The organism is Pseudomonas sp. LBUM1652 (assembly GCF_059716105.1).
Window position 1 is genome coordinate 850483 of the sequence record NZ_CP166804.1, and the last position, 21237, is coordinate 871719.

Here is a 21237-nt window from a genome sequence, read left to right on the forward strand (position 1 = left end):
ACTTGACGTTACTTGGCCAGGGATAGGTGCAGGAACTTGCTGGATTTGACTTTGAGCTTGTGTTCAATCGCCTCGACACTCTCACCTGTCTCGATGGCTGTTGAGCTCGCGATTGCACGGATCAGCGTTTCGGCAGTGATTTTTTTTCTGGTGCGGCGCGCAGTTGTCATGTCGCAGGCTCGATAGAGAACGTCAGGCGAGTATAGCGCTTGCCTCAATTTTCCGAATACCCCTTAAACCTGTGGGAGCTGCCTTGCCAGCGACAGCGGTCGACCAGTCAGCATCTATGTTGAACGTGCCGCCGCCATCGCTGGCAAGCCAGCTCCCACAGGTGTCTGCATTCTGGTTGAAGGAATGCGAACAATTGTGGGAGCGAGCCTGCTCGCGAAAGCGGTGCTTCAGTCGACAGAAATGTTGATGTGAGACCATCTTCGCGAGCAGGCTCGCTCCCACCTTGGTTTCTCGTCTACCGGAAAGTGATGTAAATCCCGCCCCTCGATTTTCATTAATCGCGACACGGCATATCTATTAGCGACACCTCTTACCTCTCCACGAAAATTACTTTCATGTGGTTTGAAAACTCGATCTCGAAATGATTTATGAGTTTCACAACCCATTCGAACGTGACCCTTTCGAGGAGTACCGCATGACGCCTTCCTTCGGCTATTGGCTGCTGGTCTATGCCGCCGTCGCCATCATCGCTTTGATCGTGCTGATCGCTCGCTACCGGCTCAACCCGTTCATTGTCATCACCCTGATTTCCATCGGTCTGGCGCTGGTGGCGGGTATGCCGCCATCCGGTGTGGTGGGCGCGTATGAGGCCGGGGTGGGCAAGACGCTGGGGCACATTGCGCTGGTGGTCGCGCTGGGCACGATGCTCGGCAAGATGATGGCCGAGTCCGGCGGTGCCGAGCAGATGGCGCGCACGTTGATCGACAAATTCGGCGAGAAAAACGCGCACTGGGCGATGGTCTGCATCGCGTTTCTGGTAGGGCTGCCGCTGTTCTTCGAAGTCGGTTTCGTGTTGCTGGTGCCGATTGCCTTCACCGTGGCGCGGCGGGTCGGCGTGTCGATTCTGATGGTCGGCCTGCCGATGGTTGCAGGCTTGTCGGTGGTGCACGCGCTGGTGCCGCCGCACCCGGCGGCGATGCTCGCGGTGCAGGTCTATCAGGCGTCGGTCGGGCAGACGCTGCTGTATGCGATTGCCATCGGCATTCCGACGGCGATTATCGCCGGTCCCCTGTACGCCAAATTCATCGTCCCGCGTATTCAGTTGCCGGCGGATAACCCGCTGGAGAAACAATTACTTGACCGCGAACCCCGCGACAAACTGCCGGGTTTCGGCATCACCATGGCGACCATTCTGTTGCCCGTGGTGTTGATGCTGATTGGCGGTTGGGCCAACCTGATTTCCACGCCGGGCAGCGGTTTCAATCAATTCCTGTTGTTCATCGGCAACTCGGTGATTGCGCTGTTGCTGGCAACGTTACTGAGCTTCTGGACGCTGGGGATTGCCCAGGGTTTCAACCGCGAATCGATCCTCAAATTCACCAACGAATGCCTGGCACCGACCGCCAGCATCACCTTGTTGGTCGGCGCCGGCGGCGGCTTGAACCGGATTCTGGTGGACGCAGGCGTGACCGATCAGATTGTCGGCCTCGCCCACGAATTCCACCTGTCGCCGCTGATCATGGGCTGGCTGTTTGCGGCGCTGATGCGCGTTGCCACTGGCTCGGCAACCGTGGCGATGACCACCGCGTCTGGCGTGGTCGCGCCCGTCGCCATCGGTCTGGGTTATCCACATCCTGAATTGTTGGTGCTGGCGACCGGCGCCGGGTCGGTTATCTTTTCCCACGTCAACGACGGCGGCTTCTGGTTGATCAAGGAATACTTCAACATGACGGTCGCGCAGACGTTCAAGACCTGGACCGTGCTTGAGACCTTGATCTCGCTGGTCGCTTTCGGTCTGACCGTCGGCCTTTCCTACCTGCTGTAACCGGAGCCCGCCGCCATGGACATCCTCTACCAGATCCGCGCCCGCCAGGATTCCTTCAGCGCCGGCGAAGGCCGCATCGCCCGACTGATGCTCGACGACGTTGGCTTTGCCGCCTCCGCCAGCCTCGAAGATCTGGCGCAACGGGCCGAAGTCAGCACCGCCACACTGTCGCGATTTGCCCGCACCGTCGGCTGTCGTGACCTGCGCGATCTGCGCCTGCAACTGGCCCAGGCCAGCGGCGTCGGCAGTCGCTTTCTAGACCCGGCGGGCACGCCTGAGCAGTCGGCGTTTTACGGGCAGATTGTCGGCGATATCGAAACCACACTGCGTCAGCATCTCGCTGGATTCGACGAATCACGCTTCGCCGACGCGGTGAAATTGCTCGGCCAGGCGCGGATGATTCACGCGTTTGGCATGGGCGGTTGCTCGACCCTGTGCAGTGATGAATTGCAGGTGCGGCTGGTGCGCCTCGGCTACCCGATTGCGGTGTGTCACGACGCGGTGATGATGCGCGTCACCGCCGCCAGCTTGAATGCCGAGCAAGTCGTCATCGTCTGCTCGCTGACCGGGATCACCCCCGAACTGCTGGAAACCGTCGAACTGGCGCGCAATTACGGCGCCCGCATTCTTGCCATCACCCGCGCCGACTCGCCACTGGCCGAACTGGCCGACATCGTCCTGCCGCTGCAAGGCGCAGAAACCTCGTTCATCTACAAACCGACGGCGGCGCGCTACGGCATGTTGCTCGCCATCGACGTGCTCGCCACCGAACTGGCGCTGGTCAATCCTGAAGACAATCAAGAGCGTCTGCGGCGGATCAAACTCGCCCTCGACGAATACCGTGGCGGCGACGATCACCTGCCACTGGGAGACTGACATGCAATACGACACGCTGATTCGCAATGCCCTGATCATCGACGGCAGCAACACGCCCGGTTACCGCGCCGACGTGGCGATTCTCAATGGTCGCATCGAGCGAATCGGCGACTTGCACGACGCCACCGCCAGCGAACAAATCGACGCCGCCGGTCGCGTGCTGGCGCCGGGTTTTATCGACGTACACACCCATGACGACACCGTGGTCATCCGCCAACCCGAGATGCTGCCCAAGCTTAGCCAAGGCGTGACCACGGTGATTGTCGGCAACTGCGGAATCAGCGCCTCACCGGTCAGTTTGAAAGGCAATCCGCCGGACCCGATGAACCTGCTCGGCACTGCCGCAGCGTTCGTTTATCCACGCTTCAGCGATTACCGCGCGGCGGTCGAAGCGGCCAATACCACGTTGAACGTGGCCGCGTTGATTGGGCACACGGCACTGCGCAGCAATCACCTCGACGATTTGTTTCGCACCGCAACGGCGGAAGAAATCAGCGCCATGCGCGAGCAGTTACGCGAAAGCCTTGAGGCCGGTGCGCTTGGGTTATCCACAGGCCTGGCCTACGCCAGCGCCTACAACGCTTCCACCGATGAAGTCATGCAACTGACCGAAGAGCTCACGGCATTCGGCGCCGTTTACACCACCCATCTACGCAGCGAATTTGCACCAGTGCTGGAGGCAATGGACGAGGCGTTTCGCATCGGAAAACACGCACAGTCACCGGTGATCATTTCCCACCTCAAGTGTGCCGGAGTCGGTAACTGGGGGCGCAGTCCGCAGTTGCTTGCATCGCTGGAAGAAGCGGCGAAAACTCACCCGGTGGGCTGCGATTGCTATCCCTACGCGGCGAGTTCTTCGACGCTGGATCTGAAGCAAGTCACCGACGCCCACCGCATCACCATCACCTGGTCGACGCCGCATCCGGAAGTCAGCGGCCGCGACCTGATCGACATCGCCGCCGAATGGAACCTGCCGCTGCTCGACGCCGCCAAACGCCTGCAACCGGCGGGTGCGGTGTATTACGGCATGGACGAGGCCGATGTAAGAAGAATCCTCGCGCATCCGTTGTCGATGGTCGGCTCTGACGGACTACCGGAAGACCCGTTCCCGCATCCACGTTTGTGGGGCGCTTTCCCACGGGTGCTCGGACATTTCAGTCGCGACGTCGGGCTGTTTCCGCTGCACACCGCCGTGCACAAGATGACCGGTCTGTCGGCCGCGCGATTCGGGCTGAAGGAAAGGGGTGAGATTCGTGAAGGACATTGGGCGGATCTGGTGTTGTTTGATCCGGCGACGGTGCGTGATGTGGCTGATTTCAATGACCCGCAACGCGCGGCACAGGGCATCGACGGCGTTTGGATAAACGGCGTTTTGAGTTACCGCGATGGTCAGGCAAGCGGTCGAAGGGAAGGGCGTTTTCTTGCGCGGCAGGGCGATTTGCGTGATGGCTTTTGTTAACGTTTCGCGCAGTGCGTCACAGTAGTGGCACATTGCAATTAAAGAAAGCCATCAACAAGCCGAATTGCTGACATCAAGCCCAGCTAAACTCTTGGGCCAACCAGTCAGGGAGCACCCCATGAGCTTCGGCAAAACCACCCCGATCCTGCGGATTTTCGATGAAGCCAAAGCCGTAGAATTCTACGTCGACTTCCTCGGGTTCAAGATCGACTGGCAGCATCGTTTCGAAGCGAACTCCCCGTTGTATCTGCAGGTGTCGCGGGGTGAGTGTGTGCTGCACTTGTCCGAGCACCATGGTGATGCGACGCCGGGGTCGGCATTGCGGATTGAAACCGATGAGCTGGAGGCGTTTCAGCAGCAATTGGTGGCCAAGGACTACAAATTCTCGCACCCGCAGATTCAGGCGATGCCATGGGGCAGCCAGGACATGACCATTGCTGATCCGTTTGGCAATCGGTTGGTGTTTACCAATGCGATCAGCGTCTGAGCTGGAAAAACCCCTCACCCTAGCCCTCTCCCGGAGGGAGAGGGGACTGATTGGGGGATGCTTGAGAAGTACGCCGACCTGAAAGTGATTGACCGAATCCATAATCGACTGGGGCGTTCAGGTCGATGTACAGCGCAAGACACCTCGGTCGGCCCCCTCTCCCTCCGGGAGAGGGCTGGGGTGAGGGCCGCTGCCAAACCCGTTCTGCCTGACAGCGGGTTTTTTCGTTACTCGGTCGGCACTAACTTATCCAGCACTCGATTGACCGCCAACTCGGCCAGCATCACCACCTGAGCGATGCCTTGCAGGGTCTTGCGGTGCGTGCCTTCAACCATCGCGACATGGTTGTGCAGCAACACGATGGCCGAGCCTAGGGTTTCACTGGCGTCCGCGATCAGGGATTCGGTGTTGGCCTCGGGGTGTGCCATGTACAAGGCGTTGGGTTTGTAGGGCGCAGCCATGATGGCGGCGGTCGGTGGGCCGAGATAGTGGTCGAGGGCACGTTCGGCGGCGTCGTGGAATTTCTTTGAATCGGGCGATTCGTAAGGAGAGCCCGGGTCGGTGACCGGCGGGTTAGGCGTTGGTTTGAACATAAGCTGTGTTCCCTTCATTGAGCCCCAACCCTTTGCTACTAAACGAAGGGGTGGCAGCTGTACGCAGGTTAGTAGACCGGGGAACTCAGCTTAAGCCGGCGCGCCGAAGCGCCCTACGTACAGCCACCATAAAACTCAGGTACGCAAGCACCTGTGATGAATGTACGACCAAGCGAATTACCTCGGGCTACTAAACCCGTTCACTGGAAATCAGTGACGGACTCAAGTTACCGATGGGCTACGGGGCGCACAAGCCGGCGGATTCTGGCGTAGGCGTAGGCAGCGGCGCAAGGATTTGTAGGCTTTCGGGCGTAACACTGAGTGTCTTTAAACGGCTAGGGTGGAATGGGTTTATTGCGCTACAGAGATTGAGGATTTGCCTGTCGGAATTCGGGCGGCGATGAGGCCCGAACAGTCACCCTCGATGCATTTGCCGAAACTCGCCGGGCGGCATCCCGCGCCGACTCTTGAATGTGCGATGAAACGAGCGCGGTTCGGTAAACCCCAGATACTGCGCAATGTCCTGGATGGGCAGATTGCTGTTGAGCAAGTAATGCTCAGCCAGTTCCTGACGCAGATCGTCAAGAATCTGCTGATACGACGTCCCCGCCTGCTGCAATTGACGCTGCAACGTACGCACTGACACTTTGAGCTGCTCGGCCACTTGCTCTTTGCGCGGCAGCCCCTCCTTGAGCAATTGACGCAGAATGTTTTTCACCCGCTGCGCAAGCGATGCGTCCTCCAGCGTCGCCATCAACCCCATGGCATGCTCCTCCAGCGTGCGCAGCAATTGCGCATCGGCCTGGCGCAACGGCAGTTGCAGATACGCCAAGGGCACAATCAACGCCGAATAAGGCTGATCGAACAAAACCGGACAACCGAAAAACGCTTCGTACTGCGCCAACGTCGTCTCGGCCGAGCGCGAATGTTCCAGCCAGACAGCGGCAGGCGACACCTGCGTATCAGCAATCCAGCGCGCATAGTGCAACCACGAACCGAGCACGTTTTCCACCAGATGCCGGCGAATCCGCGGGCGCTGATAGCGGCAGCTCCAGATCAGATGCACATGGCCGTCCTGCACCTCGGCGCGACTCACGCCCATGTCGCCCACCAGTTTTTCGAACGGCATGATCCGGCTCATGGCATCGCCCAGCGTCGCGCAGTTCATGGTGATGTAACCCAACACGCTCCAGGAATTGGGCAACACAAATTTCGCCGCGTTAAGCCCGAACAACGGATCACCCGAGTGTTCGCAGAAATAATCGAGCAACTTTTCATGGGCCTCACCCGGCAAGCGCAGGGTGTTGTCGCTCAACTGCTGCGCCTGCAACCCGGCTGCCGCCAACGCAGGCTCAATGGCCATGCCCAAATGCTCGGCATGGCGCAGGTATTTGAGCAGCGGCGGAACGGAGGTGAAGCCGAGCGATTGCATGATCGTCATTCCTGGATCAAGGCGCGCGTGAGCGGATGAGTGCCTTGAAAGGTAGTTGCAAACCATGGCTGAAGTAAATTCCCAGCGTGGAATGCGGTGAGGCTGCTATGCGCCGCCGGGAAGATTGCCGGATTTGAGCATGATGGGATGTGCTAGCCTGCAATCAATGATTTCATTGATTGCAGGGGGCGTCATGGCCAGCATCACGATTCGAAACCTTGACGAGAAGCTCAAGGAACAGTTGCGCATCACCGCTGCTCATAACGGGCACTCCATGGAAGAAGAGGCTCGTCTGATTCTCGGCAGAGCCTTGGCGACGGTTGATCGCGCCGGTGGACTTGGCAGCCGGATACGCAACAGATTCAGCGATGTGGACGCAGTGGAACTGGTGTTACCAAAGCGTTCAGAGAAAGCCACCGGGGTGGATTTTTCTGAATGATAGTGCTCGATACCAATGTTCTTTCAGAGTTTATGCGAGCCGAGCCTGCAGCTCGGGTGCTTGATTGGGTAGATGCGCAGCCAGCGATGGATCTGGCAATCAGCGCCGTCACCGTGGCAGAAATCCTCCACGGCATCGCACGCCTGCCCTCTGGCAAGCGCAAACAAAAACTTGAGGCGCATGCTATGGCCATGTTCGAAGAGGACTTCGCCGGGCGCATTTTGCCGTTCGATGCTCACGCCGCCGTCGAATACGCGACACTGGTTGCTGATTGCGAAGCTAAGGGCCGCGCGGTGTCCATGGCTGATGCGCAAATAGCTGCCATCTGCCGAGCGCATGGCGCATCGATTGCCACTCGTAATGTGAAGGATTTTGAGTTTTCCGCAATTGAGGTGATCAATCCTTGGCAAGCCTGAAGCACTCTTGCACCTGCGACATTTTGCAGAATGGGTGGCTGAGCGGATTTATGAGCGCGAAACCGAAACTGTTTTGATTTATGGCTTAGCCATGCCAATTGCTTGGCGCCGCCTAATTAATGCCTTACCCAGTGCGGTCGATTTCCACTGGCTGAAACAAAAAATAATTTATATCTGGCGGGACTGGTGCCTAGTTCGAAATGTTCTAAAAAACTAGTATTTTTTACAGGTCTCAAATTCTTTTGAAGTAGTTAGGTTTGGATTGCAGGAAATCTACCTATATTTCAAGAGGTGCAGGTTATGGCTGTGAAACCGATTGGACCGAAAACGAAGATTTTTGTAGGCGGGCTTTCGCATATGACTACAGATGAGTCACTAAGAGCTAAGTTCGAAGTGTATGGGGTAGTTACAGACGCAAGGGTAGTTCTCGGTAGGGATACGGGGCGGCCTACAGGATTCGGCTTTGTTATTTATAATGATCAATTAGATGCGCAAAGTGCTGTTGATGGTCTGGGTGGAACGGAGTTTGAAGGTGGAACCATAATGATTAGAGACCTCACTGAAGAGGGATAAGTTTTCAAACGCTGGAGCTTATTAACTACAAAGCCTTTGTTCTCAAAGGCTTTGTAGTTGATGTTTACCAGGTGACTGAATCAGACGCGGAAGTGGCTCACCATCTGCTGCAACTGACCACCCAACCGCGCCAGTTCAACACTGGACGCTGCGGTTTCATCGCTGGCGGCGGCGGTCTGTTCAGACACGTCGCGCACGTTGATGATGCTGCGGCTGATCTCTTCGGCCACGGCGCTTTGCTGTTCGGCAGCGGCGGCGATCTGCTGGTTCATCGACTGGATGTTCGACACCGTGCGGGTGATGTTTTCCAGTGATACGCCGGCCTTGCGGGTCAGGGCGACGCTGCTGTCGGTCAGGGCGCGGCTGTTGTTCATCACGGCCGAGACTTGCTGGGTGCCGTTTTGCAGACCGGCGACCAGGCCTTCGATTTCTTCGGTGGATTTCTGGGTACGCTGGGCCAGGCCACGGACTTCGTCGGCCACCACGGCAAAACCACGACCGGCTTCACCGGCACGCGCCGCTTCAATGGCCGCGTTGAGCGCCAGCAGGTTGGTCTGTTCAGCAACAGCCTTGATCACGTCCATGACGCTGCCGATCTTGTCGCTTTCCTGTTGCAGCACGCTCATGGCTTCGGTGGAACGCGCCACTTCGCTGGCCAGACGCTCGATCTGGGCAATGGCTTCATTCACAACCTTGTCGCCTTCACGGGCTTCGCCGTCAGCGGCCGCTGCGGCTTGCGAGGCTTCTTCGGCGTTGCGCGCGACTTCTTGCACGGTGGCGGTCATCTCGTGCATGGCGGTGGCGACCTGATCGGTCTCGATCTTCTGGCTGTTCACGCCGGCACTGGTCTGTTCGGTCACGGCCGACAGTTCTTCAGCCGCGCTGGCGATCTGGGTGACGCCGTCGCGGATGCCACTGATCAGGTCGCGCAGGGTCACGCCCATGCGGGCGATGCCTTGTTGCAGCACGCCGAGTTCGTCGCGGCGGGTCACGGTGACATTCTGGGTCAGGTCGCCGCTGGCGATGCGCTCGACCACGGCCAGGGTTTCTTGCAGCGGACGGGTGATCTGACGGGTGATGATCACGGCGGCAATCACACCGACCAGCAGGGCCAGCAGGGTGCTGATCAACTGGAAGGTGCGCGCCTGGGCGCTTTCGATGTCACGACGGTCAAGCTGGATCTGGTACAGCTGCTCGCTCAGGCTCACGATGGTGGTGCCCTGATCGGTCATTTCCTTACGTGCCTGCACGGCTTCGCTGTTGGCGTTTTTGTACGCCATCAATGCGCTGCGATAGTTGGTCAATGCCGTTTCCAACTGACGCAGAGCGTCTTGCTGGGTATCGGCGAAGCGCACGTTCAGTTGCTTGAGGCTGGCGATTGCCACGTCGATCTGGCCGATGGCTTTCTGCTCGGTTTCGGCATTGGTGCTGGCGGTGTAGCCGCGCACTTCATAGCGCGCGAGGATGAATGCTTCCTTGGCGGCGGTGATGGCCTGGAACTGTTCGAAACGCTGCTCGCTCAAGTCCATCTGCTGGACGCGCTTGCTGATCGACTCGATCAGGTTGTAAGCGGTGTCGGCGTTGGTGCCCATGACGTCGCGGGCGCTGTTACCGGTGCGGTAGGCGTTGCGCATTTTGTTCAGGGACGTCTGGTACTCGGCGATGGTCGCCGCCTGCGCCTTGAGCAGTTTGACGTTTTCCGGGCTCTTGAATTTGCTGATCAGCGCCTGCTGCTGTGCGGCGAAGCTTTCAAGGGTGGTCTGCACATTCTGCGCGGCGGTTTCGTCGCCGTTGGTCAGCATGTATTGCAGGCGCACCACGCGCAGTTTGGTCAGGCCAGAGTTCAACTGGGTGATGTCGCTCATCCAGTTGCTGCGGTCAATCAGGCCGCCCAGGCTCGTCCAGCCGGTCAGGGCCAGGACGCAGGTCAGTGCCAGGACAAGGCCGAAGCCCAGCCCCAATTTCATGTTCACGCTGATGTTGCCGAACCAGCTATTCATCACAATTCCTCCAGGAACGTTGTGCTTCTTGATCGTCGGTCAGGCTGGAAGATTGTTGTTTTTTTGAGCCAGCAAGGGTGTTAGCAGGTTTGTATCGGCCGCAAACCCGAGAGCTGAAAGGATTTTGTCCGACAGAATTTGTAACAAGCTCATCCCAAGATTTTTTTCACAAGGGTTTCACCGGCTGCCTACGCGGACATCGGTAGCTTCGCCGCATCGAATGACAAGTGATGGTGGCTTTTCTGTGGAATTGAGACTGAGTCTGTTCGGCGTCAAGCGCTCGGTTGACCTGAGTGGTTTTGCGCGCTTTCGCAACACCTGGGTGGTGCTGGCGGCATCGGTGCTGGTGCTGCCGCTGACCTTATGGCTGCTGGCTCCGGCGGCGGTACCGGATCTGGCCCACGGCAATGTCGCCGGTGCGCAGGCGTTGGCGGCAGGGTGGGCCAAGGGTGACATGATCGTGCTGGTGCGCCATGTCGAGCGTTGCGATCACTCCAAGGCTGCGTGCCTGAGTGGCCATGACGGCATCACCGACCGCTCGCGCAGTGTCGCGGTAGCCGTTGGCGCGCAGTTCGAGAATTTGGGCCTGAACAACGCCGACATCTATAACAGCCCGGTAATGCGTACCGTGCAAACCGCCGGTTACATGTTCAACCATGCCGCCAGCGGCGAAGACTGGCTGATCAACTGCAAGGGCCGCATGTTGCAGGACGCACTCGCCCACAAGATTCCCGGTCGCAACCTGATTCTGGTGACCCACAGTGAATGCATGGCACAACTGGAAAAAGACCTGAAAGTACCGACGTCCAATCTGGGTTACGGCGCTTCACTGTTTGTTTCCGCTGCCAGCCCGGCGGCTCCAAAAATGCTCGGCTTTATTGAAGCCTCCGACTGGCGCACGGTGACCACCCGATGAAATCACGTTTTTACGCTTACAACTTCGGCATCCCGCTGGTCTGCGCGGCGCTGGTGTTCCTGATGTTCGACATGACCAAGATCGATATCGCCTTCAGCAATCTGCTATTCGATCCGCTGACCCAGAGCTTCCCGCTCGACAAGATTCACTTCTTTGAAAAGCTCACCCACAAGTGGGCGCGGATCATTCCGAACTGGACTGCCGAAATTGCCCTCATCGGCGCGATGCTGTCGATGGTCTGGCCGTTGGTCAATCCACAGAAACGCCCGCGACTCGGCGCGTTTCTGGAACGCAGTAAAGTCGCGCCAGTGCTGCGATTTGCCGCTGATCATCGTAGGGATTTTCTGTTTGTTGTCGTTGCTTTCGCGGTGTGTACCGGGGTGATCCATTTCCTCAAATCCCACACCAGCGTTTACTGCCCGATCGAGACAACGTTGTATGGCGGCAAAATGGCCCACATCGAGTGGTACAGCAATTTCCAGCTGTTCCACGAAGCGGGTAGTGGCCGCTGCTGGCCGGGCGGACATGCATCCGGCGGTTTCACCATGCTGGCGTTGTATTTCGTGGGGCGCCGTTACCAGTGGCGTTTTTCCAGTGCATTGTTGTGGGGCTCGTTGTTGCTCGGTTTCGTCTACGGCACGACGCGGGTTCTGCAGGGGTGGCACTACATGTCCCACACGTTCTGGGCCGGAATCTTTGTGTGGCTGGCATGTTTGCTGACGGCGCTGGCGTTTTATGGGCGGGCACGGTTGCAGGTACCGGTGTTGCACAAGCCTCAGCCGCCTGATTACGTCGCCAAGCCGCTATCTGATGGGCTTCAGTCGCTGACGAAGTAATACGCCTGGCGCCCGACCATCAGGGTCTTGAGCACTTTGAGCGGTGCGGCGGGAATGCTGTCACCGGCCATCACCACCACGTTCGCAGGCGCGGCCGCGAGGAATTCCCTCAGTTGCGCGTCGGTGTCCAAGCCCCTTAGCACCTGTTGGGTGTAGAAAACGCTGGCGCCGCCGACCCGCTCATTGGCTTGAAACAATGCGACCTGATGCCCTTCGGCTTGCAGCGTCTGAATGTGTTCGGTCAGCGGCAGGAACGACAGTTTTTTATCGGCATGGGGCAGCGCCCACTGCGCGGCGGCGAGATAACTGGCGATCACAAGGGTCAGCACACCGGCGCCCAGTGCCTGACGATGACGGGCGATCCTTCCGATAAATCGTTTGGTGCTTTCGTACTCTTTCAATCGCTCGAACAGCACGCTCGCATATTCCGCAGCAATCACCGCAGCCGCTGGTGTCATCGACATCAGGTACACCGTGCGCTTGCTTGAGGCCAGGGTGAGCATGATGAATTGCGCAATTATCCACAGGCTGAAAAACAGCAGGTAACGATTGGTCTTCAACTGTTTACGGAAATGCCACAGCCCCAGGTACACCAGAACGTTCCACGGCAGGAACGCTTCGGGCAGTTTGGCCAGGTAGTAATAGAACGGCTCATAGTGCCCGGCCTCGACGAACGATCCGCTGAAGCGACCGACGCTGTTGGTCAGCAACACTTCTTTTACCGCTTGCACACCGCCGTGTTGATAAAGAACGACGAGCCAGATCAGCAGTGGAATCAGCCCTGCCAAGGTGAGCAATCCCGGGCGCAGCCAGTCGCCGATCTTCAGACGTCTGTCGATCAGGTTATCGGCCAGCAGATAAGCAAAAATCACCACCCCCGGCATGGCCAGTCCCAGCACACCTTTGCTCAAGGTGGCGATGGCAATCCCGACGACAAACAGCAGCGAATTGCCCGCAGTTGATGCGCGTTGCGCCTGGAAAAACGCCAGCAGCGCTGCCGTCACGCCGAGCGCCAGCAGCGCGTCCTCGCCAACCCCACGCACGTTGCTCCAGTAACTGGCCATCGTCGCCAGCAGAATCCCGGCCGTCCACGCGATGGCTTTCGGCCGTTCAAAGCGGCGCAGCATGCCGTACAGCAACATTACGCTGACCAACCCGGCCACCGCCGACGCCAGCCGCACCGCCCACGGCGAAACGCCGAATACGCGCATCGCGCCGGCATCCAGCCACAAACTCAGCGGCGGTTTCTCTAGAAATGGCTCACCGAACAGACGGGGCGTCACCCAGTCATTGTCCAGATGCATCTCCATGGCGATCCCGGCGACGCGGGCTTCGGTGGAACCTTGCAATTGATGGTTGCCCAGCGCGAAGAAAAACAGCAGGGCAGCAAGTAGAAACAGCGAAGTGGCGGCACGCGACATGGGTTTCAGGCAACCGGAAGGGGCGGGAGGCCTGAGCATAAATCGCCATTGCTGAACAAATTGTGAACATCACCCCAGACGGCGCGACCAACGCTGATCTGGCGCTTCGAATGCCGGATTGACCAGCGCCGTCAGCACATGATCCTGCCAGCGCCCGGCAATGTTCAGATATGCCTTGGCATAGCCTTCCTGTTCGAAGCCCAGTCGCTCCAGCAATCGTGCGCTGCGCTCGTTGCCGGGAACGTAATTGGCCATGATCCGGTGCAGGTTCTGGGTATCGAACATGTAGCCGATGCCAGCCTCCAGGCCTTCCTGCATCAAGCCTTGGCCCTGATGCCCTTCATCGATGTGATAGCCCAGATAACACGCCTGAAACGCCCCGCGAATGATGCCGCTGAAGTTGCACGCGCCGATCATCTGCTGGCCGTCCGGCGTCAGCAGGGCGAAATGCATGGCCAGCCCGGCTTCAAAGGCGCTGGCCTGGATGTCGAGGCGGCGGCGAATCTGTGCCGTGGAAAAGTAGTCGGTGGTGCGGATCGGCGACCACGGTGCGAGGTGACGTTGGTTGCGTTGGTAGAAATCACTTTCCAGCTCTGCTTGCTCCGGAGCAAGTATCGCCAGCGTCAGGCGTTGGCAGGGCAAAGTCAGCAGCGGCATCGGGCGCTCCGGTGGGCGAGAAGATTGCTGGCAGGTTCGCGCAATACCCAGGGTTCGGCAAGTGATGGAGAGTGGGGGGACGTTGAATGCCAGGCAAAAAAAAGCCCGCGGGAGAGCCGCGGGCGAACCGTAGTTTCTTGAATGAGCGAGTGGACTGTACAGCTTCGGCTGAACAGCGGCAGTGAAGAAAAATTCATCTCGATGGACCGCTTCGATGCCGCTGCCGGCCTGTACAGACTTCGTGGGTCAGTGGCGAACTTCAGGGGTGGGCGAGTCAGGCGATCCCTGTTGAGCAACCTGATCCCGTGCCCGGCAGATCACGATTTCGGCCAGCGCACTCAATTGCTTCATGACCACAGCGACATGGCGCTTGGAGCCATCGAATTCGTCGGCAAAGTTTGCACTGATGTCCACAAGGGACTCGAGCAGATCACTGGCATGCGTGAGCAGGGTCAATGTGTCGACATCGTCGCGCACGCTGAGCATCTGCTTGAGGGGAACGGTGCGGCGGCGTTTGCGTGGGTTCGAACCGGTGGTGCCGGGTTGTTGTTGCGGTCCGGAAATTTGCGCATCGGCAGGTACCGGTCCAACAAGCGTAAGTCGGGTGATTTTTTTCATGACGTGGCTCCGTGGAGTGAACAATCTCTGCGGGGGCGGTCTGTCAAACCGTCCGCTGGAGGGCAGCGAGTCTTGGAGGGTAGCGCCCTGAAAATCGGTTCACCAGTTCATGAAAGTCGACGCGTGTTGAGGGAAATTTCCTAGGACGTGGAATGTAGGAAGCGAAAGTCGCTGGCTAACCACGTCCGAGAGGTTTTTCAGTACTCCGAGACTTTATCCTCGCGCAAGACCCATCCCGCTTCACCCTGTATCAACTTGTATTGAATCTGTCGCATCTTCCCTGTTCGCCCTGCGTTGGCATCCGCGCTGTCGTACACCGGAAAGCGCTGCACCAGCGTATTTTCCACCACCGAGAATGAATCCTCGCCCTGGTAGCCCTCGGCTATTTTCGGGTTGTCGCTGACCGGTGGCAGGTAGATTTCGCTGAGGGATTTTTTGTTGTTGGCCGAGTAGGCGATCAATTCGCCCGGCATGCTGCGCCCGGGAGGACGTGTGAATACGTAGATCTCGGGGGAGCCGTCGTTATTCAGATCGGCGACTTCGGCGCGCACGATGTTGCCGTTGAGCGGGCGGGTGATCGTCGAGTTATCGATTTCCAGCCCTTTAGGCTCGATGCGCAAGGCGGGTTTGCCGTCGACCTCATCCGCTTTCACATAAAAGTCGATGCCCTGCAACGCCAGGTTCTTGTCGAAGGATTGGCTGTTATCCACAGCGTCGCCATTGGCGAGAACCAGGGAAACTTCGTAATTGGCCACTTCATCGCGCCGTGCCGCATTGCGCATGAGATAGACCTGAACCGTGTATTCGCTATCGGCGGGCAGCGAGCCAGTGAAGTGATGGCCCATGATCGAGCTGTTGAACAGGGCGTAATCAGCGCCTTTGGCGGTGACGTTGAAGTTGGCGGAATTGTTGGAGGTTTTAAAACCCACCGTCAGGATCTGCCCAGCCTTGGCGTTGAGCGTGTACTCGGCCGTTTTATAGCCCTTGATCGACTGTTTGAATTGCACGCTGCCATAGCCGCTTTTGTAGACGACTGGCTGGATCCTTGGAGGGTTCTCGCTGTTGGCTGCGTTGGCAGACAGTGAAACGAGGGCCGCCAGTGCGGCGCCGAGCCAGATATTCATGAGTGTCCTTGGGGTAATGGCCTGGGTGCCTCGAAGGATAGTTCCACAGGCGCGCCCCCGTCCAACCGCACCGTTGCTTAAATCTCGGTGGATTTCAGGGTGTGTTTGACGTGAGTCATCCGATTGGCCCGGCGATGAGGCGACAGTCAGTTGCGCATCGGCTGTTCACATAATTCTTACGCAAGCAAAGCTATGATGTTCGGGCATGTGCATTGGGCCAGACAGGGCGGCTCCATTATGAATTTGAATGTTCTCTACGCGTTGGCGGCTGCGGCATTGTTCGGCGCCAGCACGCCACTCGCCAAGCTTTTGGGGGTGGAGACAAACCCCGTCCTGTTGGCCGGGCTGCTCTATCTGGGAAGTGGTCTGGGGCTGGGCGTTGTTCGTGTTGTTCGCGATCAAGCGTGGCAGCGTTCAGGGCTAACGGCAGAAGAGTGGCCCTGGCTGATCGGTGCCATCGTCTTTGGCGGTGTACTGGCGCCGACCGCCCTGATGTTCGGTCTGACTCGAACGACCGGGGCCACAGCCTCGCTGATGCTCAATCTTGAGTCGGTGCTGACGGCGGTGCTGGCGTGGGTGGTGTTCAAGGAAAATGCTGATCGCCGGATCGTGATCGGCATGATCGCGATTGTCCTGGGCGGTGTCGTGCTGGCATGGCCACAAGAGACGGCGACGACCCATGACTGGACGGGGCCGCTGGCGGTGGCTTTCGCTTGTTTGTGTTGGGCGATCGATAACAATCTGACCCGTAAAGTCTCGGCCTCGGACGCGCTGTTTATCGCCGGCAGCAAAGGTCTGGCGGCCGGTGTGGTCAATTGCTCTCTGGCATTGGTCATCGGCATGCAACTGCCTGCTGCGGGCTCATTGGTCTCAATCATGCTGGTGGGATTTCTCGGCTACGGTGTCAGCCTGGTGCTGTTCGTTCTCGCCCTTCGCGGACTGGGCAGCGCTCGTACGGGCGCGTACTTTTCCACGGCGCCGTTTCTCGGCGCGGTTATTTCGATCATGGTGCTGGGCGAGTCGGTATCGCTGATGTTCGCACTCGCGGCAGCGTTGATGGCCTTCGGTGTGTGGGTTCACCTGATGGAAAACCATACACACGAGCATCAACATGAACCGCTAGAGCACGACCATCGCCACACCCACGACGAACATCACCAGCATGAACATGACTTTGCGTGGGACGGAACCGAGCGTCACACTCACCCGCACAAGCACTCGCCGATCCGCCACACGCATGCGCACTTTCCCGATGTTCATCATCGGCATGGTCATTGATACGTTTGGAGGGGGGAAGGACGGCAGGTGCTGGGTGTCGTGTCGGATTCATGGGCGGCATGACTACAAAAGCCCGACGGACTGATACGAAGAGGTTTGTCACTAGATGCCGAAATAGTGGCATTGAATCGCTTTTTAACGAATGATGATCGATCATGAAGGCGATGCTGCGTGTCTGTGGCAGCAAGCCCAACTCGCAAGAAAGGGATGGTCCGCAAGCAAGGAGGCTCAGATGTGGGCTGATGTCGATACAAAAAACGATTTTCTGAATTACTCAGAAGTGGCCGATCTTGTTGTGGACGTCATCCGTGATCCGTCCATGCGTCCGGTTACCGTAGGCGTGTTCGGTTCCTGGGGTACTGGAAAGTCCACGCTGCTCAATCTGATCGAGCATGGACTGAACCCTCCTCAGGGAGCGTCTGAATTCGTCGTCGTTCGTTTTGACGCCTGGTTGTATCAGGGCTTCGATGACTCCCGCGCAGCGCTAATGGAGGTCATCGCCTCCACCCTTATCGACGCTGCCAAAGAAACCAGCTTTCTACCTGAAGCGAAGAAGCTTTTTGCGCGGGCCAACAAAATGCGAATGCTTGGTCTCATGGTCGAAGGCGGAGCGCTTGCTTTGGGTATGCCTGCTTTCGGTTTTGGTGCGAAAGGGGTGGAAGCTCTGGGGAAGCTCTTTTCCGGTGAAGCGGATCATGACTCGTTAGGAACTATCAAAGATGAAGGTGGTAAAGCGAAGGACAACTTTACCGGGCTGCTTGGCCCAGAAAAGCAGCAAACTCCCCCCCAACAGATCGAGGCGTTCCGAAAGGAGTTTTCAGATGTCCTCAATGGTCTCAACAAAACGTTGGTCGTTTTTGTCGACAACTTAGATCGCTGCTTGCCCAAGCAGACGATCCATACCTTGGAGGCTTTGCGTCTATTCCTCTTCATGAACCATACGGCTTTTGTCGTGGCGGCAGATGAGGAGATGGTTCGCCATTCGGTCAGTGAGCATTTCAAAGATCCTGGTGATCGTCATGTAACTGATTACTTGGACAAACTTATTCAAGTGCCTGTTCGTGTGCCAAGGTTGGGCGTTCAGGAGGTTCGGGCGTACCTATTCATGCTGTTTGCCTCGGCCGGTAACAAGGTCCCTGGCGAACGCATCGAGGCCTTGAGGCTCGGACTTGAAGATAACTTGCGCAAGGCATGGAGAGACGAGCCCATCAGCACAGAGAGGGCCTTAGAGTTGCTGGGCTCGAAAGTGCCAGTGGAGGTTGCCGAAGCTTTTCCGATTGCTGATCGAATTGCGCCAATGCTCGCGAGCTCCAGCTCCGTGTTGGGTAACCCCAGAATCGTGAAGCGTATGCTCAACGTCGTTCGAATGAGGGTACGGGTAGCGGCACTGCGTGAAATGCCTGTAAACGAGGCCCTAATCGCCAAGGTAGCTCTTTTTGAGCGTTGTATGGAGGAGAAAGCGGTCGCCCATCTTTACTCGATGATAAATGGTGCTGCCGGTGGCAAACCTGAAGTGCTGGCCGAACTGGAGGGACTACTGGAAGACCCCGTGAAATTTGCGGAGGCTTGTCCGGATTTATGGACCAAAGTAGATCTCGTGCGAGATTGGATCAGGCTCGAACCGCAGCTTTCGACTGTAGACCTTCGTCCGGTCGTTTATCTGAGCAGGGAAACCACTCCCTTACGGGTATTGCGCGCAGGTCTTTCTGCTGATGCGGCCGAAGCGCTTGCTGTGCTCAAACGGACGTCCAACACCTCGTCACCTTCTGCAAAAGCTGCTCTACAGACCATATCCGGTGGTGAGCACGCGGCCGTCATGACCCAGTTAATTGAATCGATGCGGTCGCATTCTGAGTGGACAAGTAAGCCAGTCGGCTTCGACGGTGCACAGTTGCTTGCCGAGAAGTCACCAGAAGCCGGTGCGCTGCTATCGGACTTCATTCACACCGTAATGCCGGACAAAATTCGGCCTTGGCTCAGCAGCAAGCTTAAGGGCGCGAGCTGGTACAAGGAGAGGGATAAGAAGTAATGGGAACCTCTACGTCAAGCAAAGGGCCTGGGGGTAACTCTCCATTTGTGCCTGGGTGGGTGGACACCGGTGGGCAGCAGGTACCCGAGGCTCCTCCGCAGCGATTTAAAGACTTTCGCACAAATCTGGGGAGATTCGTCTCGACAGGAGACGGCGATTACCTTCGCTCTGCGATAAGCAGCTATGCAGGCGGTGCAACCGGTGGCAGTAGCATTGGACCTGCCCGGTTTGGCTCCATGGCCGGAGCCGGTGGAGCCTTATTTGGTGCGATGGCCACATTGAGGGAAGGGCATTCCCTTCTGGGGCTGGATCTCGCTGCGTTGAACGGCCAGGACACGGACATTGCTATCGACATGATCGTGCAGGCGCTTGCCACTGAGGACGGTGATTCTGATCGCGTTCGGGTTGCGATGAACGAGGCGCTCTCTGAATGCCTAGAAGGTTACCAAGAGTTTGATTTCGCGAGCATCACTGACGAGATGCTTGTACAGATGATGCTGGTGTACGTTACCAAATGCGTGTTTGGACAAGTGGTACTCGATTCGAACGATGCGTTCGCAAAAGCTGAATCACCTGGCCAAGTCGAGCAGGCCGAGAAGGAACTGTACTCTCTCGTTGAATCGGTGACCGACAAGCACATGCGTCCCTTGTTGGGAGGCAGTCTGAAAGCGCTCTCCAGCACTCAAATTGAAAAGATTCAGATGGCCGCCATCCGCGAAGTGTGGAGTGAATGGGAGGCATACCAAGAGTGACAGACCTCATTTTCCATCACGAAGCTGATCAGCTTCGCACGCAAACGGCTGATGAAATTCCCGTACTGATGTACGGCAGTCGCCCACCGGCGCGGGGCACTTGCTCTATTGGGGGGCCGGTTCGCGCTGCAGTGAGGCGTTTGGGTGCTCCGGTCAGTAGAACTGGGTTCGATTTGTTGACGATAGCCATGGCCGTAACAGCCGCAGATACTTTTGTTGATAAGGCAGAAGCTGATGATGGTTGGGCCCGGGAGCTTCGCTTATTCATCCCCATCGCTGATCCGCAACTTTGGCAGCCCGCGATACCGCTTTTACAGAAGGCTCTGCATTTCTTAAGCGGCGATCTTTGGGAGATCATCCTATTGCCTGATGGACCCAGACAGCTCACGTCTCAGAACCGTGGTCGCATCACCGTTATGGCCGGCCACGATTGCGTCAGTTTGTTCTCGGGGGGGATGGATAGCGGCATTGGAGCGTTGAATTTATTAGCAGAGGGCAGGCGCCCATTGTTGATAAGTCATGCATATCGAGGTGACTCGGAAAAGCAAATCATGGTTCGGGATCATCTACCGGTGGAGGTCTCAAGATTCGCTGCGGTAGCAAATCCGGTGTCCTTGACTGGGAGAAAAACCGATGTGCAGATGCGCACTCGAAGCTTCAATTTCCTCGCCTATGGTGCACTGGTTGGGGCCACACTGGCGCAGCTACGAGTCACTGGCTCACCAGTAGAGCTTTTCGTTCCCGAGAACGGGCTCATTGCGCTGAACCCTCCAATGACTGCTCGCCGCATTGGCGCGTTGAGTACTAGGACGACGCACCCACATTTTTTGGGCCTATTCCAAAAAATCCTGGAGACGGTCGGCCTGCCTGTACGAGTCGAGAATCCGTACGCGCTTCAGACGAAGGGAGAGATGCTTTCTGGGTGCTTAGATCAAGCGAACTTGAGGGTTCTGGCATCGGAAACGGTATCGTGTGGTAAGTGGAAGCGGACACACCAGCAGTGTGGTAAGTGCGTCCCGTGCGTCATCCGACGCGCCTCGTTCCACGCTGCCGGAATGACGGACGGCACCGCGTACCATGCTAGAGGAGCGGATCTGACTTCAGTAGTTCGGGATGCGAATGCCAGAGATGATTTGATGGCCATGATCCTGGCGGCCCGCAGATTGCCTGCAGAAGATGTCGCGAAATGGGTGCGTCAATCCGGCCCGCTTCCACTCCACCGCCAGTCTCGTGATTATTTAATAGGCGTGGCCACTAGAGGCATGGGAGAGGTTAGAAGCTATCTATCGTCTCTCGGTCTGCTGTGAATGGGGTCTGTAATCCCTCAGTGCGAGA

Annotated in this window: 21 protein-coding genes and 1 pseudogene; 13 read left to right on the forward strand and 9 right to left on the reverse strand. The window is 57.7% G+C overall.

Features of this window, described 5'->3' with window-relative positions; translation table 11 throughout:
• Window positions 1–8 precede the first annotated feature (8 nt).
• Complete coding sequence (locus tag ACA069_RS03715; protein ID WP_187676619.1) at window positions 9–170, reverse strand: hypothetical protein; 162 nt, start codon at window positions 168–170, stop codon at window positions 9–11.
• Between the two features lie 476 nt (window positions 171–646).
• Here ACA069_RS03715 and ACA069_RS03720 point away from each other — a divergent pair, with 476 nt between their 5' ends.
• From ACA069_RS03720 to ACA069_RS03735, 4 genes are all read left to right on the forward strand, one after another.
• Window positions 647–1996: a GntP family permease gene (locus tag ACA069_RS03720; protein ID WP_497616361.1), complete on the forward strand. Its 1350-nt coding sequence runs from the start codon at window positions 647–649 to the stop codon at window positions 1994–1996.
• A 15-nt stretch (window positions 1997–2011) separates the two neighbouring features.
• A complete protein-coding gene (locus ACA069_RS03725; protein ID WP_187676621.1) occupies window positions 2012–2872 on the forward strand; it encodes a MurR/RpiR family transcriptional regulator in 861 nt (286 codons plus the stop codon).
• Window position 2873: 1 nt separating this feature from the next.
• Window positions 2874–4331, forward strand: coding sequence for an N-acyl-D-amino-acid deacylase family protein (locus ACA069_RS03730; protein WP_497616363.1), 1458 nt, complete (start codon window positions 2874–2876; stop codon window positions 4329–4331).
• Window positions 4332–4449: 118 nt separating this feature from the next.
• Window positions 4450–4818, forward strand: coding sequence for a glyoxalase superfamily protein (locus tag ACA069_RS03735; protein WP_497616364.1), 369 nt, complete (start codon window positions 4450–4452; stop codon window positions 4816–4818).
• Window positions 4819–5045: 227 nt separating this feature from the next.
• Here the strand turns inward: ACA069_RS03735 and ACA069_RS03740 are convergent, their stop codons facing one another.
• The gene (locus ACA069_RS03740; protein ID WP_187676624.1) at window positions 5046–5411 is read right to left on the reverse strand and encodes a DUF6124 family protein; all 366 of its coding nucleotides are present in this window, start codon (window positions 5409–5411) and stop codon (window positions 5046–5048) included.
• A gap of 415 nt (window positions 5412–5826) precedes the next feature.
• Window positions 5827–6843 (reverse strand): AraC family transcriptional regulator GliR, encoded by a 1017-nt coding sequence (gene gliR / locus ACA069_RS03745; protein ID WP_497616366.1) that lies wholly within the window; start codon window positions 6841–6843, stop codon window positions 5827–5829.
• 193 nt (window positions 6844–7036) lie between these two features.
• On the opposite strand from gliR, the gene ACA069_RS03750 reads away from it, so the two are divergent.
• The 3 genes from ACA069_RS03750 to ACA069_RS03760 all read left to right on the forward strand — a co-directional run bounded on the left by ACA069_RS03750 (window position 7037) and on the right by ACA069_RS03760 (window position 8271).
• A complete protein-coding gene (locus ACA069_RS03750; RefSeq protein ID WP_187676626.1) occupies window positions 7037–7282 on the forward strand; it encodes a FitA-like ribbon-helix-helix domain-containing protein in 246 nt (81 codons plus the stop codon).
• A complete protein-coding gene (locus ACA069_RS03755; protein WP_497616367.1) occupies window positions 7279–7698 on the forward strand; it encodes a type II toxin-antitoxin system VapC family toxin in 420 nt (139 codons plus the stop codon). Before ACA069_RS03750 ends, ACA069_RS03755 begins: the two co-directional genes overlap by 4 nt.
• Before the next feature lie 300 nt (window positions 7699–7998).
• Window positions 7999–8271, forward strand: a complete 273-nt coding sequence (locus tag ACA069_RS03760) for an RNA recognition motif domain-containing protein (protein ID WP_497616368.1) — start codon at window positions 7999–8001, stop codon at window positions 8269–8271.
• An 80-nt stretch (window positions 8272–8351) separates the two neighbouring features.
• On the opposite strand, the gene ACA069_RS03765 is transcribed toward ACA069_RS03760, so the two are convergent.
• Together ACA069_RS03765 and ACA069_RS03770 are read right to left on the reverse strand one after the other, a co-directional pair.
• Window positions 8352–9215, reverse strand: a complete 864-nt coding sequence (locus ACA069_RS03765; protein ID WP_497618187.1) for a methyl-accepting chemotaxis protein — start codon at window positions 9213–9215, stop codon at window positions 8352–8354.
• A pseudogene (locus ACA069_RS03770) lies at window positions 9210–10271 on the reverse strand (methyl-accepting chemotaxis protein); the annotation flags it as partial. The pseudogene ACA069_RS03770 and the gene ACA069_RS03765, both read right to left, overlap by 6 nt.
• Before the next feature lie 244 nt (window positions 10272–10515).
• On the opposite strand from ACA069_RS03770, the gene pmrG reads away from it, so the two are divergent.
• Window positions 10516–11187 (forward strand): lipopolysaccharide core heptose(II)-phosphate phosphatase PmrG, encoded by a 672-nt coding sequence (gene pmrG, locus ACA069_RS03775; protein WP_497616369.1) that lies wholly within the window; start codon window positions 10516–10518, stop codon window positions 11185–11187.
• Window positions 11184–12023, forward strand: coding sequence for a phosphatase PAP2 family protein (locus tag ACA069_RS03780; RefSeq protein WP_497616370.1), 840 nt, complete (start codon window positions 11184–11186; stop codon window positions 12021–12023). Before pmrG ends, ACA069_RS03780 begins: the two co-directional genes overlap by 4 nt.
• Here the strand turns inward: ACA069_RS03780 and ACA069_RS03785 are convergent.
• The 4 genes from ACA069_RS03785 to ACA069_RS03800 all read right to left on the reverse strand — a co-directional run bounded on the left by ACA069_RS03785 (window position 12005) and on the right by ACA069_RS03800 (window position 15843).
• Complete coding sequence (locus ACA069_RS03785; protein WP_497616371.1) at window positions 12005–13444, reverse strand: ArnT family glycosyltransferase; 1440 nt, start codon at window positions 13442–13444, stop codon at window positions 12005–12007. The genes ACA069_RS03780 and ACA069_RS03785 overlap by 19 nt on opposite strands.
• A gap of 69 nt (window positions 13445–13513) precedes the next feature.
• Window positions 13514–14101: a ribosomal protein S5-alanine N-acetyltransferase gene (gene rimJ, locus ACA069_RS03790; RefSeq protein WP_401270491.1), complete on the reverse strand. Its 588-nt coding sequence runs from the start codon at window positions 14099–14101 to the stop codon at window positions 13514–13516.
• Window positions 14102–14347: 246 nt separating this feature from the next.
• Window positions 14348–14719, reverse strand: coding sequence for a DUF6124 family protein (locus ACA069_RS03795; RefSeq protein WP_187676633.1), 372 nt, complete (start codon window positions 14717–14719; stop codon window positions 14348–14350).
• Between the two features lie 197 nt (window positions 14720–14916).
• Entirely contained in the window at window positions 14917–15843 is a 927-nt protein-coding gene (locus tag ACA069_RS03800; RefSeq protein WP_497616373.1) for a hypothetical protein, read from the reverse strand.
• Window positions 15844–16080: 237 nt separating this feature from the next.
• On the opposite strand from ACA069_RS03800, the gene ACA069_RS03805 reads away from it, so the two are divergent.
• The 4 genes from ACA069_RS03805 (at window position 16081) to qatC (ending at window position 21209) form a co-directional block, all read left to right on the forward strand.
• Window positions 16081–17121 carry a DMT family transporter gene (locus tag ACA069_RS03805; protein WP_497616375.1) on the forward strand — a complete coding sequence of 347 codons (1041 nt, stop codon included), beginning with the start codon at window positions 16081–16083 and terminating at the stop codon, window positions 17119–17121.
• Between the two features lie 232 nt (window positions 17122–17353).
• Window positions 17354–19150 carry a KAP family P-loop NTPase fold protein gene (locus tag ACA069_RS03810; protein ID WP_497616376.1) on the forward strand — a complete coding sequence of 599 codons (1797 nt, stop codon included), beginning with the start codon at window positions 17354–17356 and terminating at the stop codon, window positions 19148–19150.
• Window positions 19150–19902, forward strand: a complete 753-nt coding sequence (locus ACA069_RS03815; RefSeq protein ID WP_497616377.1) for a Qat anti-phage system associated protein QatB — start codon at window positions 19150–19152, stop codon at window positions 19900–19902. Before ACA069_RS03810 ends, ACA069_RS03815 begins: the two co-directional genes overlap by 1 nt.
• Window positions 19881–21209 carry a Qat anti-phage system QueC-like protein QatC gene (gene qatC, locus ACA069_RS03820; protein ID WP_497616379.1) on the forward strand — a complete coding sequence of 443 codons (1329 nt, stop codon included), beginning with the start codon at window positions 19881–19883 and terminating at the stop codon, window positions 21207–21209. Before ACA069_RS03815 ends, qatC begins: the two co-directional genes overlap by 22 nt.
• Window positions 21210–21237: the final 28 nt, after the last annotated feature.

What these genes read in the sequence shown, in the direction of transcription:
- rimJ (WP_401270491.1), bottom strand. Translation starts at nt 14,101, where the DNA reads ATGCCGCTGCTGACTTTGCCCTGCCAACGCCTGACGCTGGCGATACTT.
- ACA069_RS03755 (WP_497616367.1), top strand. Translation starts at nt 7,279, where the DNA reads ATGATAGTGCTCGATACCAATGTTCTTTCAGAGTTTATGCGAGCCGAG.
- gliR (WP_497616366.1), bottom strand. Translation starts at nt 6,843, where the DNA reads ATGCAATCGCTCGGCTTCACCTCCGTTCCGCCGCTGCTCAAATACCTG.
- ACA069_RS03785 (WP_497616371.1), bottom strand. Translation starts at nt 13,444, where the DNA reads ATGTCGCGTGCCGCCACTTCGCTGTTTCTACTTGCTGCCCTGCTGTTT.
- ACA069_RS03780 (WP_497616370.1), top strand. Translation starts at nt 11,184, where the DNA reads ATGAAATCACGTTTTTACGCTTACAACTTCGGCATCCCGCTGGTCTGC.
- ACA069_RS03730 (WP_497616363.1), top strand. Translation starts at nt 2,874, where the DNA reads ATGCAATACGACACGCTGATTCGCAATGCCCTGATCATCGACGGCAGC.
- ACA069_RS03740 (WP_187676624.1), bottom strand. Translation starts at nt 5,411, where the DNA reads ATGTTCAAACCAACGCCTAACCCGCCGGTCACCGACCCGGGCTCTCCT.
- qatC (WP_497616379.1), top strand. Translation starts at nt 19,881, where the DNA reads ATGGGAGGCATACCAAGAGTGACAGACCTCATTTTCCATCACGAAGCT.
- ACA069_RS03800 (WP_497616373.1), bottom strand. Translation starts at nt 15,843, where the DNA reads ATGAATATCTGGCTCGGCGCCGCACTGGCGGCCCTCGTTTCACTGTCT.
- ACA069_RS03815 (WP_497616377.1), top strand. Translation starts at nt 19,150, where the DNA reads ATGGGAACCTCTACGTCAAGCAAAGGGCCTGGGGGTAACTCTCCATTT.
- ACA069_RS03725 (WP_187676621.1), top strand. Translation starts at nt 2,012, where the DNA reads ATGGACATCCTCTACCAGATCCGCGCCCGCCAGGATTCCTTCAGCGCC.
- ACA069_RS03735 (WP_497616364.1), top strand. Translation starts at nt 4,450, where the DNA reads ATGAGCTTCGGCAAAACCACCCCGATCCTGCGGATTTTCGATGAAGCC.
- ACA069_RS03810 (WP_497616376.1), top strand. Translation starts at nt 17,354, where the DNA reads ATGTGGGCTGATGTCGATACAAAAAACGATTTTCTGAATTACTCAGAA.
- ACA069_RS03760 (WP_497616368.1), top strand. Translation starts at nt 7,999, where the DNA reads ATGGCTGTGAAACCGATTGGACCGAAAACGAAGATTTTTGTAGGCGGG.
- ACA069_RS03765 (WP_497618187.1), bottom strand. Translation starts at nt 9,215, where the DNA reads ATGGGCGTGACCCTGCGCGACCTGATCAGTGGCATCCGCGACGGCGTC.
- ACA069_RS03715 (WP_187676619.1), bottom strand. Translation starts at nt 170, where the DNA reads ATGACAACTGCGCGCCGCACCAGAAAAAAAATCACTGCCGAAACGCTG.
- ACA069_RS03720 (WP_497616361.1), top strand. Translation starts at nt 647, where the DNA reads ATGACGCCTTCCTTCGGCTATTGGCTGCTGGTCTATGCCGCCGTCGCC.
- ACA069_RS03750 (WP_187676626.1), top strand. Translation starts at nt 7,037, where the DNA reads ATGGCCAGCATCACGATTCGAAACCTTGACGAGAAGCTCAAGGAACAG.
- ACA069_RS03805 (WP_497616375.1), top strand. Translation starts at nt 16,081, where the DNA reads ATGAATTTGAATGTTCTCTACGCGTTGGCGGCTGCGGCATTGTTCGGC.
- ACA069_RS03795 (WP_187676633.1), bottom strand. Translation starts at nt 14,719, where the DNA reads ATGAAAAAAATCACCCGACTTACGCTTGTTGGACCGGTACCTGCCGAT.